This is a genomic window from Pseudomonas graminis, from assembly GCF_900111735.1.
In the GTDB taxonomy this organism is placed as follows: domain Bacteria; phylum Pseudomonadota; class Gammaproteobacteria; order Pseudomonadales; family Pseudomonadaceae; genus Aquipseudomonas; species Aquipseudomonas graminis.
The window spans coordinates 1-14,672 of sequence record NZ_FOHW01000064.1 but is presented as its reverse complement, the minus strand read 5'-3'; the positions used below and the strand labels follow the sequence as shown (position 1 = coordinate 14,672).

Genomic DNA, 14,672 nt, shown 5'->3' with positions numbered 1-14,672 from the left:
TGGCCTCTTCCCGGCTGAAGCCGGTCCCACTAAAAAGGATTGCGTGCAGCCAGTGGCTTTGGCTGCACGCTCAGTAGTTGGCAAGCAAAGCTCAGTAGTTGGGAAACAAACTGCAACATTTATCGGAACCGACCCGGCTCAGCAACCACACAGTCGCTATCCCTCATGCCCGGATGACGACTTCATGCGTATCTCAAGCACTCCCTACAACAGCGTTGCCCCTCAATCCGCCGGCGCCGATGCCGCCCAGGGATCGCCGCTTGCCGACCCCAAATCGGCGCTGTTGCTCAAGGGTGGGGTCGATCCGGTGCGTTTCGGCGCTTCGCCCCAGCAGTCCTCGGCGAACGGTGCATTTGCCGGCAGTAGCCCTTCAGGCAAGATGCAAAGCACTGAACAGCAGCTGCTTTCATTGCTGAACCAGCTCACCCAGCTCTTCAAAGGCCAGGCGCAATCGTCGCCCGAGTCCGCCAGCTCATCGACGGGTGCATCCGCACAGAACGCTCCCGCCGGTGGTGCCGTTCCCACAGGCAATCCTCAGCCTGTGGCTCAGGTTAACGCCTCAGCCCCCGCAGCCCCCGTCGAGGCGGCGAAACCCGCCGAAGAACCGAAAGCCGCCGAAGCAGCGTTTCTCGATGACTCGAAATATTCGTCGCCCAAGGAGCTTGAGCGTTGGGCGCCGATGGTCGCCAACCTGCCAGCGGACCAGCGCGATCAGGCGGCCAAAGAGCTGAACCGACCCATCGCCGCCGCGCGCATGGCCGCTGAAAAAGGCCCGGACGCGGCCAAGGCCATGGACTTCATCAACGCCAACCCGTCGCTGAAAACGGCAGTCGATACCGGCAAGCACGGCGGCAAAGCGGACGGCAAAATCACCGACGGTGACCTCAAGGCCTTTGCCAAGAACATGCAGAAAGCCGCCGACAGCGCGGACAAGGACATTGCCAGCTACCAGAAAGACCATCCGGACGCCGACCCGCAATCGCTGGAAATGGTCCGCAGCGCTGCGATGATGCGGGCCAACGAACCCCTGACCAAGGCCGCCGACCCCAAGCATGCGCTGGGCGCCGACGGCACAACCAAGGTCGATGGCCTGACCAGCGCCGATGGCCTCAAGGCGATTCAGAACGACAACCCGGGGCTGGGCGGGCCGTTGAAGCAGGCGGCGAAAACCTGGTCGCAGCCCGGGTTTCTCACCCAGATCGATCAGGGTGGTCTGAGCGGTCGATCGCTCGCGGCCCACAGCCCCGACAAGCTGTTCAACGCCAAGAACATCAGCGACTGGATCAAGAAGCAGGCGCCCACCAACGGCGGCGAATTTGCCAGCGTGCTCAGCGATGCCGCCACCCTCAACTCGGTGGCCAACGTCGATATTTCCAAGCTGGGCAAGGACGTCTTCGACAACCCGTCGGCCTACAGCGGCGAGCAGAAAGCCGCAGTCATGGTCAAGTTGCAGCAGACCCAGCAGAGCGTCGTTGCCGGGCAGGACCTGCGCAAGACCGGCAAGACCGAAGATGCGCTGAGCGAAAAGATCGGCCAACTGCAGGCCGATCCCGACGTGCAGGCGTTTCTCGACAAACAGATACCACAGCAGTCGCGGGCGCTGGTCGACAGTACGCCGTCGTTGCAGGAAGCCGTCACCAGGCAGATGCAGAGGGTCAACAGCGGCGAGGCCCTGCAAGCGGATCTGAGCACGGCCGACAAGGCCACCAAAAAAGACAAGCCGAACGCCGATTACAGCAGCGCCCTGGGCGGGTTGTCGGCGCAATTGCAAATGCAGAAAGACTTGCTCGGCGACAATGCCACTGTGCCGACAGCGCAGCAGGTACTGGGGCAGCGTCCTGATCTGCAGGGCAAGATTCAGGATTCGTATGTGCGCAACTTCAGTGAAGGCGGCGCCGTCAGGCAATTGCTCGATCAGAAAAAAGCCGATGGCGAGGAGGCGCTGCAGAGCGCCGACGCGCAGAAGGCCGCCTACGACAGCGTCCTGCCGGACACCTTCGTGCAGAGCCAGCAATCGCGCTATGTGGATTCGACCTTCCGCCATCTGGAAGACACCAAGAGCGGCCGCAAGGTGCTGGAAAACGCCAAGGGCGATAAAGACCACGCGCCGTCGATGGCGGCTCAAGTGGCTTCAAATATGGGACCGTCGGCGCTGCGCTCGGTGGCAGGCTTTGCCTCGGTCTCGGACATGCTCGCCCGCGGCGACAAAACCGACGCCGCGAGGACGATTTACGACAGCACCAAGTCCGGGCTTTCGGCGGCCAAGACCGGTTACGACGCCGTGGCCAAATCTGCCGGGCGCGCAGGGCTCGGCGAGGTGGCAGCGAAAGTCGGCGGACGCGTTGCCGGCATGGTCGTGGGTGAAGCAGCGGGCCTGGCGGCCGGCGCTGCCATTGGCGCATCCATTCCGGTGGTGGGCTGGATTGCCGACGCGGCCATGGCCTTGGGTTTCGGCATCTCCGCCATCATCGAAGCCGTCAAAAAGCACAAGGCCCAGAAGGCTTTCGATCACAACGTCGACCCGGTCCTCGATCAGTTCGGCATCCCCAAAGCCCATTGATGTTTCCTGACCCGAAAGAGGTAAGTGACCATGAGTATCGGTATTTCCCAGATTCGGCCGTTGAGCGACCCCGCCGCCCACCCGGATTTTTCATCCCTGAGCGGCAAGCCCGGGCAGAGCAATTCCCTGGGCGGTGGCGGCGGCGCCGGTGGGGCGCTCGACGCGAGCTCGATTCTGTTTGCCCATGCCGGGCAGTCCCAGGTCAACTTCGGTTCCCCTCAAAATCAGGACCCGACGACCAACGCCGCTAACCCCCTCGCCGGTGGCGCCGACCAGAACGGCATCGCCCAGCAGCTGATGGCGTTGATCATTCAATTGATGCAAATGCTGATGCAGAACAACCCCAACCAGACCGGTAATCCTGGTGCGCAGAACAATGCGGTGACCGGCGGCGGGGGAGGCGGCGGTGCGGCCGAGGGTGCGGGCGGCGGTGCTGGCGCTGCGGAGGCTGCCGGCGGTGGTGCCGAAGGTGCAGGAGCTGCAGGAGGCGCTCAGGCCGCCGCCGCGCCCGCTGCCAACGCCGGCGCGGTAAGCAGCGACATGGCCCTCCGCGGTTCGGGCGATTTGCATTTGCCGCAACAGCTTGAACCCTATCGCAACGACATCATGGACGCGTCCAAGGCCACCGGCGTACCGCCGAGCATTCTGGCCGGGCAGATCTGGGCCGAGTCCCGCGGGCAGTTGGGTCAGGACACCACCAACGTCAACGGCAAGACCGATGCGGGCGTGATGCAGGTGAACGCCGACACCTTCGCCGCCCTCAAGCGAGACAACCCCAAAGAGCTCGGCAACGCCGACGTCAACAACGCCCATGACAACATCATGGCCGGCGCGCTGTACATGCGTGATCAGAAGAAGGCGTTCGGTGACTGGGATTCGGCACTGCGCGCCTACAACTCGGGCCCGGACAAGGTCAATAAAGGCAACCTCGGGGATGCCGGCGGCATCGGCGATCCGAAGTACGTCGAGAACGTCATGAATTTCGCAAAAATCATTGAAAGCGGTCAGGGGCAATTGCCGGCTTGATCGTTATCGTCAATCCATCGGGGAGCAGGTTTCACAGGTGTCGCGCTCCTCTCACAGCGTGGAGTGCCCCTCGCGGGCACTGACCCACAGTGGGTAATAACGTGGACGGAATCAACAGATCATTATCGACCCATCTGCCACTTCACACCGAGACGGCCACCGCCACCCACGGCGCTGAAGGCGCTCACGGAACGGGTGCGGTCAATCAGGTCAGCGCCGCAACGGCCGAGACTGAAATCCGGGCGATCTCGGAATACCTCAAGACCCAGGTTTTCGCCGGTCACAAACAGGCGCCCGTAACGCCACCCCGTGACGTCAGCGCCGCCAGGCTGACAGAGATCAACGCGCACAACGCCGGTGTCACACGCAACAATGCGCAGCTCGACGCCATTGCCGACAGCCGCGCGCGAGTGCTCCACGGACTCAACGAAACACCCGCCACCATTGCCGACACGCTGGCCAAGGCAGAGAAACTTGACCGTCTTGCCTCGCGCAGCTCTAGCGCATTTCGCGCGATCCCTTTTGCCAGTGCCACGGTGTTGCAGTACGCCAAGCCGGAAATCACCCAGGGCGCCTGGTTGCCGGCGCCACTGCAACCCCTCACACCGTTCATTTCCGGCGCGGTGTCAGGGATCATGGATCAGGTCGGCACCGGGGTCATGAACCGCGTCACCGACGACGCCCACTACCTCAAGGCGCCCGCGGCAAAGTTGCACGACGCGCTGGCCGAGTCAGCCAGGCGCAATGCCCCCGGGCTGACCCAAAAAAGCGTCGACATGGGCGTCGGCATTCAGGGGTACAGCGCGCGTAACCTGCTGCGCGCCGGTGTCGCCACCACGTTGGCCGGCAGTCCCAAAGCCCAGGCCCTGACCGACACCGTCATTTCGTCGGCCGGTGGCCTGGTCGCCAACGGCCTGTTCGGTAACCGCATGCACACCACCGAGAACCGCGATCATCAGCGTGGTGGCGCGTTCATCTTCGGGCGCAAAGACACCCAGCCCAAGCCGCTCGATGATGAAACCGACTGGCTGGCGGCGTATCAGGGCGTGAAGGACGCGAGCTACAGCGGCGCCGCCCTGAACGCCGGCAAACGCCTGGCAGGCATGCCCCTCGACATCCTGACCGACAGCAGCAAGGCCGTTCGCAGTCTTGTCTCCGCCACCAGCCTGACGCAGAACGGGCTGGCCCTGGCCGGCGGGTTCGCCGGTGTGGGCAAACTTCAGGAAATGGCGACAAAGAACATCACTAACCCGTACCTGAAAACCGCCGTCAGCCAGTTGACCAACACCGCTGCCTCATCCGCAGTGTTTGCCGGCTGGACCACCGCCGGCGTCGTCACCGGCCCGGCCACCGAAGCGGCCGAAGACCTGCTGCAGAATGGCGTCAAGAACGCAGCCTCCGCCACCGTCTCGTTTGTCGGCGATCAAGCCGCTGCAGGGGGCAGGGCAGTGGGCTCGCTCGCCGACCGAACGACTCGCGCTGCGGTGACCACGGCGGCGGATTTGCGTGCGGAATACGACAACCACGTACGTCGGCGAGATCGTAATCCGGATATTGATATGGTTTGAGCGGTTGGCGACCCGACGCCTGAGGGTAAGCCGGTTCGGCCTCATTGGGCATGCGTCGGTCCGTTACTCATGGGTTAATGGCTTATTGAATAAGTGAGAAGGGTGAAGGAATCCGCGCCAGCGAAGCGGTAACGTCCTTGTGCATTCCAGGCAGGATTGCCCTGCCTGGAATTCTGTTTCACCGATTGCGAGTGACCCGCCACACGGTGTTCGCCAGGTCGTCGGCGATGATCAGTGCACCGCGGGGGTCCACTGTGACGCCAACTGGCCGGCCGCGGGTCTTGCCGTCGGCGCCCCGGAAGCCGGTCGCGAAGTCGATCGGCGCACCGTTCGGACGGCCATTGCTGAACGGTACGAAAACGACTTTGTATCCCACCGGGTTCTCCCGGTTCCAACTGCCGTGTTCGCCAATGAACACGCCTTCGGCGTACTTGTCGCCCATCGCCGGAATGGAAAAATCGACGCCAAGCGCAGCGGCATGGGACCCGAGGCTATAGTCGGGTTTGATGGCGGCGGCGACCATTTTCGGGTTTTGCGGCTGGGCCCTCGTGTCGACGTTCTGACCCCAATAGCTGTACGGCCACCCATAAAACCCACCTTCGCGAACGGAGGTCAGGTAATCCGGTACCAGATCCGGACCCAGTTCATCGCGCTCGTTGACCACTGCCCATAGCTGGCCGGTTTTCGGCTGGATGGTCAGCGCCGTCGGGTTACGGATGCCGGTCGCATACGCCTTGTGGGCCCCGGTCTCGGCGTCCACCTGCCAGACCCGCGCCCGGTCGAGCTCGACCTCCATACCGCGCTCGGTCACGTTGCTGTTCGAACCGATGCCGACATACAGGGTGCGCCCGTCGTCGCTGACGGCCAGTGACTTGGTCCAGTGGTGGTTGATTTCAGCAGGAAGGTCAGTGACCTTGATCGGCGGGCCGCCGGCTTTGGTCTGGCCTTCTTCATAATCGAAGCGAACCAGTTCGTCCTGGTTGGCCACGTACAATTTGCCATTGGCAAACGCCAGGCCGTAGGGCGCGTTGAGGTTCTCCGCGAACACCGTCTTCGTCTCGTAGACGCCGTCACCGTCAGCATCGCGCAGCAAGGTCAGACGGTTGCCGCCTTTGACCTTGGTGTTGCCCTGGGCCTTGATGTACCCCGCGATCACGTCCTTGGGTTTAAGCTTCGCGGCGCTTCCGCCACGGCCTTCCGCCACGAGGATATCGCCGTTGGGCAGCACCAGCGTCTGGCGAGGAATCTGCAAGTCGGCGGCGATGGCCGTGACGCTGTAACCCTCAGGGACAGTCGGCTTCTGATCGCCCCACAAGACCGGCTCGGCAATCTTCATGCTGGGTAAAAGACCGCGCTGAGGGGCCGGCATTTTCGGGTCAGCACCCAGCGCCTGAGCGTTATCCCCTGCGTCACCGCAGCCGCTTAACAACAACGCCATGCTGATCGCGGTCAATTTGATCGAGTGGCTCATTGTCCTTCTCCCGAACGGATGCTGGTGAGTCCGAGCCACGCCGTCACGCCGATCGACAGCGTGGTCAGTGCGGAGAGAATGAGGCCCGAGGGCATGCTGGCGAAGGCATCCTTGGCGTGTTCAAAAGCGTTGACCAGCCCCAGTGCGAAGGTCACCACCAACAAGACGAGGTAGACCACGGGGCGCCCGGCTTTGCGATCGGCCCGGATCAGGTTGACCAGCGCGAACAGTACGGTGAGTCCGCAGAACACCAGCCCGCCGGCGATAAGCCAGGAGGCGAAGTTGCTCCACTGAATCTGGTACGTCTGAAAGTAGGTGATGTCGCTCAGCAACGCGCCGAGAAACAGCGGGACGGTGCCGGCCAGCAATATTGCGTGCAGCGGACCTGGCGGGCTTCGGTAATCAAGATGGGTAGTAGTGTTCAAAACGGCTCCCTATTTTACTGACGCTTATGCTGTGCAGATGAACTGACCCATCAGGGCCGCGCAGGGTGCGCATGGTTTGGGATCAACTCCCAAGGAACATAGTTCACCGCATTTAGGCGTCATGCATATGCAGTTACAACTGCCGTTCTGGTGGCCAACTGATGTGAACCGGACGTTACCCCTACGGCCACTGATGCTTAGCGATACGGCCGTCCCGCGCCAAACGCCTCATCGACCCGCGCCAGCTGCTCGGCGGTCAAGGTGCCGGCGTAGTAATGCAGCTTGATCCAGGCCATCAAGTACTCATATCGAGTCTTCGCCAGGTCCTGACGGGTGCTGTAAAGCTGTTGTTGCGCATTCAGTTCGTCCAGGTTGACCCGCTCGCCGCCCTTGATGCTGTATTGCGTGGAGACCACCAAGGCCTCCGCTGAAGCCAATGCCTTGTCGTAAGCGCGGATTTTCCGTACGCCCGTGGCGCAAGCGTTGAACTGGCGGCGCAGCTGGATCAGCGTCTCACGGGTTTTGCCCTCAAGGTCATACTCCGCCTGTTCCAGACTACGACTGGCCTGGCGGCTGGAGGCACTGACGCCACCGCCGGCGTACAGCGGCAGGCTGATTTCCAGGCCAATGGTATTGGTGTCGTAACGCTGGTTGTAGGTATTGCCGCTGTCGGATTCCATGCTGCGCACCGTTGCGTAGGCATTGAGCTTGGGCAGATGCCCGGCGACATTGCGTTTCACCTCCTGGTGCGCGACTTCCAGCAGTTGGCGCTGGGAGGCGAGCTCGGCGTTCTCACTCAGGGCGATGGCATTCCACGCCTCGTACGTGGTGGGCGTCAGCGCCAGGAAGTTGAACGGCGTGCGCAGGGGCGCCAGTTCGTCGATGCGCACCTCGGGCACGCCGATCAAGGCACCCAGCTCACGCAACGCAGCGTCCTGCTCATTCTGCGCTTCGATTTCCTCGGCACCGGCCAGTTCGTAACGTGATTCGGCTTCCAGAATGTCGGTACGGGTGCCTTCGCCCTGATCGAACATCTGTCGGTTTTGCTCGAACTGCCGCTCGAACGCCTTCTTCTTTGCCTCGGCAATCTCGATCTGGTCGCGACTGAACAGCGCCTGGCTGTACGCGGACAACACCCGCACCAGCAACTCCTGACTTTTGCCTCGAAAGGCCTGGTCGGCAAACAAGGCCTGGGCCACGCCCTTGCGGTAATTGGCGTAGGCCTCGTAGTCGATGATCGGCTGCTGCACGCTCAACGTCGAACCGAAACTGTTGTAGTGACGGTCCTCGCGGGAGCTGGGGCGCTCATCGCTTTTGTAGGTGGCCCTGGAGTCGTTGCGGCCCTTGTTGTAGTTCCAGGCCACCTGAGGCAACAGCCCGGCACGGCCGATATTACGATTCTCCAGCCCCGCGTCACGCTCTTTCATGGCGCCGAGGAAGACCGGGTCGTTACGCAAGGCTTGTTCATAAACGTCAAACAAGCCCATTGCCTGGGCCTGCATGTCGGCGCTGATCCACAGCAGCGCTGCCAGCCAGATTTTCATGTACCGAAACATCCTATTCCTCGGTCAGTGCCATTCCTGCGCGATCCATCAAAGGCTTGAACAGGTAATTGAGAAGAGAGCGCTCGCCGGTGCGGACGAACATCTGCGCCGGCATGCCGGGCTTGATCACCAGGCCCTTGAGTGTGGCCAGCGCCTGGTCGGTGACAGTGCTGCGCACGATGTAATAGGGCTGGCCACTGCGCTCGTCGAGCAGCTGATCGGCGGAAATCAGGCTGACCGTGGCGTTCACCCGCGGCGTACGGCTTTGATTGAACGCGGTGAAGAGCACATCCACTGGCAGCTGTTCGGCGACCTTGTCGACCATGTTCACCGGCAGGTGGCCTTCGATCTCAAGGCCTTCGCCCTGGGGCACGATTTCCAGCAGCGATTCACCGGCATGCAGCACCGCGCCTTCGGTGTGCACCGAGAGGTTCACGGCGATGCCATCGGCGGGTGCGTTGATTTCACTGTGGGTCAGGCTGAATTGTGCCGAGGCCAGTTGCTGACTCAGCGTGATGCTTTTCAGCTCCGCATCGGCCAGTTGTCCGCGCACCTCCTTTTGATACTCCTCGACACCTTGTTGCAGGCTCAGCCGTGATTGCTCGATCTGCTGAGCGACCCGGCCTGTGTCACCGGTGTTCTGTGCCAGATCACGTTGCACCTGCGACAGTTGCCGGTCGTAGTCCATCAAGCGGTTGCGGGCGATGTAGCCACGCTCGGCCAGCGGCCGGAGGTTTTCCAGTTGCTGGCGCAATGACTCGGCCTGGGCTTGAAGGTCATTGCGCGCCTGGCGCATGCCGGCGAGTTGGGCAATGCCACCTTCGATGCTTGCATGGATGCCTGCCTGGGATCGCTGAAACGCCTGGTGACGGCTGCTGAACAACTGCCGCTGGCCTTCCAGTACGCCGAGCAACTGTGGCGACGCTTTCTGTAACAGGGCCTCGGGAAAGCGCACTTGCACACTGCCGTCCCGTTCGGCCTGGAGCCTGGCGATGCTGGCCTGGGCCAGTTCGTACTGGGCGCGCAACGATTGAACGTCGGCCTGGACCTGGGTGTGGTCAAGCAGGAACAACGGTTGGCCCTGATGCACCACTTGGCCCTCGCGCACCATGATGCGACTGACCACGCCGCTGTCCACCGACTGCACCGCTTTGCGCTTGCCCGAAACCACCACAGTGCCAGGCACTGCAATGCCTTGGTCGAGCGGGGCAAGGGCAGCCCAAAGGAAAAAGCTCCCGGCACCGAGCAGGGCCAGCCACCAGCCTGCGCTGACGAAAAACTGTGCGCTGCGTTCGGGTTTAAGGATGTGTTCATTCATGGCGCTGACCTCCTTGCTGCGCGCCGAGCTGGCGACTGAAGCTCACCCCTTGCGGCCGTTCAGGCGCGGGCTGGGCACCGGAGAGCGCCCTCAAGACATCACCCGCGGGGCCGAACAGTTGCAGACGTCCGTCGTTGAGCACCAGCAGGCGGTCTGCCTGATTCAGTACGGCAGAGCCATGGGTAATCAGTATCACCGTGCAACCACGGGCCTTGAGCTGGGCGATGGCAGCGGCCAGTGCGGCTTCGCCGTTGCTGTCGAGGTTGGAGTTGGGCTCGTCGAGCACCACCAGTTTCGGCTCGCCGTACAGCGCACGGGCCAGTGCCACGCGCTGTTTCTGACCGCCGGACAGCCCGGAGCCGCCGTCGCCAAGTTGCGTGTCATAGCCTTGGGGCAGACGCAGGATCATTTCGTGCACGCCTGCCAGGCGGGCAGCGGTCACCACTTGGTGTGGATCGGCACTGTTAAAGCGTGCGATGTTGTCGGCGATGCTGCCGCTGAACAGTTCGATGTCCTGGGGCAGATAACCGACATGGGCGCCCAGCGCGTTGCGGTCCCAGCGATGCAGCTCTGCACCGTCCAGACGAACCACGCCGGCCACGGGTTGCCAGACCCCGATCAACACCCGGGCCAAGGTTGATTTGCCGGAGCCGGACGCGCCCAGTACACCCAGGGTTTCTCCGGCATTCACGGCGAAACTCAGTTGCTGCAGCGTCACGGTGGTCCGCCCCGGCGGTGCGGCACTGATTTGCTCGACACTGATATGCCCGGTGGGAGCGGGCAGGGGCATGGGCGCTGGACGCTCGGGGTGGGCGATCAACAGGGCGTCGAGTCGCTGCCAGGCCAGCCGCGCTGAACTCCATTGTTTCCAGACCGCGATGAGTTGATCGATCGGGGCCAGCGCACGACCCATCAGGATAGAGCCGGCGATCATCATGCCGCCGCTCATCTGGCCTTCGATGACCAGCAGGGCACCCAGCCCCAGCACCAGTGATTGCAGGCACAAACGCAGGCATTTGCTGAACGAGCCGATCAGCGCGCCGATGTCGCTCGCGCGGTTTTGCCGTTCCAGAAAACGGCTGTGCAAGGCGAACCAGCGCTGGCGCAACGGCACCAGCATGCCCATGGCCTGGATCGCTTCGGCATTATTCAGGTGGCTGCCGGACAACTGGCTCGATGCCACAGAAAAATGCCCGGCCTGGGCGAGCGGTTTGCGGGTCAGCGTTTCATTCAGCCAGGCCAGGGCGATCAGTGCCAACGCACCGACCGTGGCAAACAGGCCGAGCCAGGGGTTGAACAGAAAGATCACCGCCAGGTAGATGGGAAACCACGGCGCATCGAAGAAGGCGAACAATGCCGGGCCGGTGGCGAACTGCCGGACCAGGGTCAAATCGCCCAGCGCCTGTGCGGCATTGTTTTCGCCCTGGCTGAGGTTGCGTTCGAAGGCCGCCTGGTACACCTGCAGGTTCAGGCGCCGCTCCATATCGCTGCCGATACGGATGACCACAAAGCTGCGTATGGCCTCCATGAGCCCGATGAACATGAAAAAGGCGACGACCATCACGGTCAGCATCGCCAGTGTGGTTTCGTTTTGCGATGACAGCACCCGGTCGTAAACCTGCAGCATGTAGACCGAGGGCACCAGCATTAACAGGTTGATGAGCGCGGTGAAGGCGCCGACGCTGAGCAGGATGCCTTTATAGGCCTTGAGCGTGGCCCACATGGGCGCGCGCGGCAGGGGGCTTGGCCGGCCTTGGGTCATGGGGTTCATCCTTGAAAAAAGTCAGGAGCGTGGGGTGGCGCTGGCGGGTTCGCGTTGCAGAAAAAGGGTGCGGCCATCCGGGAGTTGCGCCATGTAGAACCCTTCTCGCTGTCGACCCATGTGCACCAGCGGTTCGTCGTGGTTGTCGACCAGCGCCAGGCCATCGGGCGTCGGGTACCAGGTTGCCGGTGTGCCGCCCAGCCAGTGACCGGCGCAGGCCAGATCCCCGGCGAGCTGACCGTCCTGTTCTTGCAGAATCAACGTGCAGGGTTTCTGCGCATCGTCCTTGGCGTAAAACTGCCAGGGTCCGGCCAGTTCGGCGGGGCTCGCGAGACGTAGGCTGCTGGCCATGGGGGGTGCTCCGCTTAAGGTGAAAAGCGTCGTGAACAGACACGCCGCGGTTTTCCAATTCATTGATCTGCTCCGGGTCAGGCGGGGACGGCGTTTGCACGCCGCCCCCTCAGGCTTAAACCACGATGTCAGTCGTGGCGGCCTGGCCTACGGTGTTAACCATGAAATCGGCCGCACGGTCGCCCGTGAGGTCAATCGACAAGGTGCTGCCCGTGCTGATCTGGGACAGCATGGCCTGACCTGCCGTACCGCTGAACGCACTGACGAACGTGAGCGGGATATGGCTTGTCGCAAACTCCGGCATGGCTGACAGATCGATTTTGTCCTGACCGCTGACAAAGTCCATGATCTGGTCCGGCGCCGACGGCCGGGAGTCGCTGCTGGCCGCGAATACAAACGTATCCGCGCCCGTACCGCCCCACAGCTTATCGGCACCGCCGCCACCGAAGATGATGTCGTTGCCGGCGCCACCCCGCAGTTCGTTGGCTACGCCATTGCCAATGATCAGGTCATTGCCCGAGCCGCCAATGGCGTTCTCGATGACCACACCTTTGGCAATGGACACGTTGCCCACCAGGCCGCCGACATCCGAAAACGAAGCCTCGTTGAGGTTGATTTTCTGGCTGCTGGTGTAGCCGGAGAAGTCCAGGGTGTCCTTGCCACCGCCATCCCATACCGCGAACACCAACTTGGACGATGTGGACGTCGCCGAGTAGTAGTCACGATCTGCCGTGGAGTTGAACCCGTAGGTGGTGTCTGCGGCACGTGTGGCGAGATTGGCACCGTACAGCTTTTGCACGGCGGCAATATCGTCGAGCAAGGGTGCCGAGGCGTAGGCCCCCTTGGCGTTCTGCCCGGTGTTGGTTTCGCTCCAGTAGCTCATCACGCTGTAGCCACGAGTGTCCTGGGCATAGGTGGCATCGGCGTAGGTCGGGTTGCCGTTGCCGGCGTTGTAATCGCCGGGGTGCGACAGGCCCAGGGTATGGCCGATTTCGTGGGTCAGGGTCTGGCGCCCGTAGTTGCTGGTGCCAGGGTTGGCGTTGACCTGATAGCCGTTGTTGATCATGTACCAGGACTGACCTGCATACGAGCCGCTATCAGGTAGGTATGCAAACGCCGCGCCGCCGTTGTCACCGCTGTAGTTGCCGAACGTCATGTGTCCGTCACCGCCGGAGTTGGCTTGGGTAAAGGTGACTTTCGCGACATCGGCCCATGACTGCATCGACAGCTTGGCCTGGGATTGTTGCAGCGCCGAAAAGGAGCTGAACGTGCCCAGGGTGCGATCGAAATCGGCGGGGCGGCTGGTCAGGAAGGTGTAGGTCAACTCGATGGTGCCGCTCTTGTTCGAGTCTGCCCATGAGGCATGGTCGCGCAAGATGTAGTCGGCGGCCTTGTCCACCGTATACGACGGTTTTCCATTGATCGGGCTACCGCCTCGATCGTACTGGTGGCTGAACGTGTTGATTTGGTTGTAGGCAGAGCTTGGGCCCTGCGGCGTTACGCCGAGGGCATTGAGTTTAAGTTTCGACATTCAGACATATCCTTGTCTGCGTGAAAAAAAACGACCGAATGACCCTCAGGTGCGAGGTCATCCAATCACTCGCTTGGTGCATGAAGCGAGGAAAAACTGGCACAGGGTTGGGACGATCGTCCAGCGATTCAGATAAAAATGTATCAAGATTTCTCAAATCTGTAACAAAAGCGACAAAATTTTGTGCTCATGTGTCAAGCCAGCGTTACAGATTTAGCGAGACGGGTTGGTTTAGAGCTCGGCTGAAGGGGGCGTTCTGACGGAAAATTGAGGGGTGATCGAACGGGTATTTCCCAGCCGCTTTGAAGGGGAGAATGAACAATGGATGGCCGTGTCTCTGTTGGTCTGAACTTTGCTACAACCCTGTCACAGGCGGCCTCGATCACAGAAAATTGGCGCGAAGGCACTCCTGAAATCACCTTTAGTTTTGAATCGGCATGCTCCATGACGCGCATGCCCAGGAGCCAGCCATGAGTACTCTCTCGGAAATTGCAGCAAACCTCTTGAAACGCGAAGACAGTCCCGAGATATCCGCTGCACAGGCTGGCCCCCGTGGACCGATGGGCTGGGAACAACTGATGATGCTCTCGAAAGAGAAAGACATACAGAAGTGGCAAGCGGCATTGTCCCGACTCATCGCCGACAACCCGGGCCAGCGTCGGGTGACCGTGATGCGCGTGATTCAGGGCGGTCTTGCCTGACATAACCCGGGTTATCGCTGATCCGCTTGTCGACACAACGTCTGGCAAGCGGCGTCCGCTGCTTCTAGTGCAGACCGTGTGAAAACCAGATACCCAGTAGCTAACCAAAAATAATGCCCCGATCAACTCGGGGCATTTTCCATTTACACAGAGAAGAAAAAGGCCTTCCTCAGGCCAGTAACTCCATCATTCGGCGCACACCCAGCACGTTGATCGCTCTTTTCAGGTTATAGGCATTCACCGCCAGCGCCATTTCCGTTCGCGCACCTTTGAGCTGGCGAAGCAGGAACCGGCCATTGCCGTAAATCCATTGTTTGAGGTTGCCAAACGGGTGCTCAACGATGCTTCGTCGAGCCTCGACCATTTCCGGGTGGGCCTGCATTCGCAGCGCCATTCGCTCAAATGCATCTTCATA

Annotated in this window: 12 protein-coding genes; 4 read left to right on the top strand and 8 right to left on the bottom strand. The window is 61.7% G+C overall.

The features are described 5' to 3' along the window. Positions 1 to 184: 184 nt before the first annotated feature. From BMY98_RS25750 to BMY98_RS25740, 3 genes are all read left to right on the top strand, one after another. Positions 185 to 2,560 (top strand): type III effector HrpK domain-containing protein, encoded by a 2,376-nt coding sequence (locus BMY98_RS25750; protein ID WP_074893540.1) that lies wholly within the window; start codon positions 185 to 187, stop codon positions 2,558 to 2,560. Between the two features lie 30 nt (positions 2,561 to 2,590). Beyond that, complete coding sequence (locus BMY98_RS25745; RefSeq protein ID WP_139214581.1) at positions 2,591 to 3,586, top strand: lytic transglycosylase domain-containing protein; 996 nt, start codon at positions 2,591 to 2,593, stop codon at positions 3,584 to 3,586. 110 nt (positions 3,587 to 3,696) lie between these two features. After that, on the top strand, positions 3,697 to 5,154 hold the full coding sequence (locus tag BMY98_RS25740) for a type III effector (RefSeq protein WP_425438912.1): 1,458 nt from the start codon (positions 3,697 to 3,699) through the stop codon (positions 5,152 to 5,154). A gap of 178 nt (positions 5,155 to 5,332) precedes the next feature. Here the strand turns inward: BMY98_RS25740 and BMY98_RS25735 are convergent, their stop codons facing one another. The 7 genes from BMY98_RS25735 to BMY98_RS25705 form a co-directional block, all read right to left on the bottom strand. Beyond that, the gene (locus BMY98_RS25735; RefSeq protein WP_074893538.1) at positions 5,333 to 6,625 is read right to left on the bottom strand and encodes a PQQ-dependent sugar dehydrogenase; all 1,293 of its coding nucleotides are present in this window, start codon (positions 6,623 to 6,625) and stop codon (positions 5,333 to 5,335) included. Beyond that, complete coding sequence (locus BMY98_RS25730; protein WP_074893536.1) at positions 6,622 to 7,050, bottom strand: DUF2231 domain-containing protein; 429 nt, start codon at positions 7,048 to 7,050, stop codon at positions 6,622 to 6,624. The genes BMY98_RS25735 and BMY98_RS25730 overlap by 4 nt, the downstream gene beginning before the upstream one ends. Positions 7,051 to 7,247: 197 nt before the next feature. Beyond that, positions 7,248 to 8,594, bottom strand: coding sequence for a TolC family outer membrane protein (locus BMY98_RS25725; protein ID WP_245760121.1), 1,347 nt, complete (start codon positions 8,592 to 8,594; stop codon positions 7,248 to 7,250). A gap of 13 nt (positions 8,595 to 8,607) precedes the next feature. Next, on the bottom strand, positions 8,608 to 9,912 hold the full coding sequence (locus BMY98_RS25720; protein WP_074893532.1) for an HlyD family type I secretion periplasmic adaptor subunit: 1,305 nt from the start codon (positions 9,910 to 9,912) through the stop codon (positions 8,608 to 8,610). After that, entirely contained in the window at positions 9,905 to 11,674 is a 1,770-nt protein-coding gene (locus BMY98_RS25715) for a type I secretion system permease/ATPase (RefSeq protein ID WP_074893530.1), read from the bottom strand. Before BMY98_RS25715 ends, BMY98_RS25720 begins: the two co-directional genes overlap by 8 nt. A gap of 21 nt (positions 11,675 to 11,695) precedes the next feature. Next, a complete protein-coding gene (locus BMY98_RS25710) occupies positions 11,696 to 12,025 on the bottom strand; it encodes an AprI/Inh family metalloprotease inhibitor (RefSeq protein ID WP_175514224.1) in 330 nt (109 codons plus the stop codon). 115 nt (positions 12,026 to 12,140) lie between these two features. Next, positions 12,141 to 13,556: a serralysin family metalloprotease gene (locus BMY98_RS25705; protein WP_074893526.1), complete on the bottom strand. Its 1,416-nt coding sequence runs from the start codon at positions 13,554 to 13,556 to the stop codon at positions 12,141 to 12,143. 470 nt (positions 13,557 to 14,026) lie between these two features. On the opposite strand from BMY98_RS25705, the gene BMY98_RS25700 reads away from it, so the two are divergent. Further along, positions 14,027 to 14,257 (top strand): hypothetical protein, encoded by a 231-nt coding sequence (locus BMY98_RS25700; RefSeq protein WP_074893524.1) that lies wholly within the window; start codon positions 14,027 to 14,029, stop codon positions 14,255 to 14,257. Between the two features lie 169 nt (positions 14,258 to 14,426). Here the strand turns inward: BMY98_RS25700 and BMY98_RS25695 are convergent. Beyond that, positions 14,427 to 14,672, bottom strand: a 246-nt coding sequence (locus tag BMY98_RS25695; RefSeq protein ID WP_139214579.1) for a transposase, incomplete at its 5' end; no start/stop codon positions are given.

Bases quoted from the DNA above. Each gene is read 5' to 3' on its own strand.
- BMY98_RS25750 (WP_074893540.1), top strand. From the start codon at position 185: ATGCGTATCTCAAGCACTCCCTACAACAGCGTTGCCCCTCAATCCGCC.
- BMY98_RS25745 (WP_139214581.1), top strand. From the start codon at position 2,591: ATGAGTATCGGTATTTCCCAGATTCGGCCGTTGAGCGACCCCGCCGCC.
- BMY98_RS25735 (WP_074893538.1), bottom strand. From the start codon at position 6,625: ATGAGCCACTCGATCAAATTGACCGCGATCAGCATGGCGTTGTTGTTA.
- BMY98_RS25725 (WP_245760121.1), bottom strand. From the start codon at position 8,594: ATGAAAATCTGGCTGGCAGCGCTGCTGTGGATCAGCGCCGACATGCAG.
- BMY98_RS25720 (WP_074893532.1), bottom strand. From the start codon at position 9,912: ATGAATGAACACATCCTTAAACCCGAACGCAGCGCACAGTTTTTCGTC.
- BMY98_RS25715 (WP_074893530.1), bottom strand. From the start codon at position 11,674: ATGACCCAAGGCCGGCCAAGCCCCCTGCCGCGCGCGCCCATGTGGGCC.
- BMY98_RS25710 (WP_175514224.1), bottom strand. From the start codon at position 12,025: ATGGCCAGCAGCCTACGTCTCGCGAGCCCCGCCGAACTGGCCGGACCC.
- BMY98_RS25705 (WP_074893526.1), bottom strand. From the start codon at position 13,556: ATGTCGAAACTTAAACTCAATGCCCTCGGCGTAACGCCGCAGGGCCCA.
- BMY98_RS25700 (WP_074893524.1), top strand. From the start codon at position 14,027: ATGAGTACTCTCTCGGAAATTGCAGCAAACCTCTTGAAACGCGAAGAC.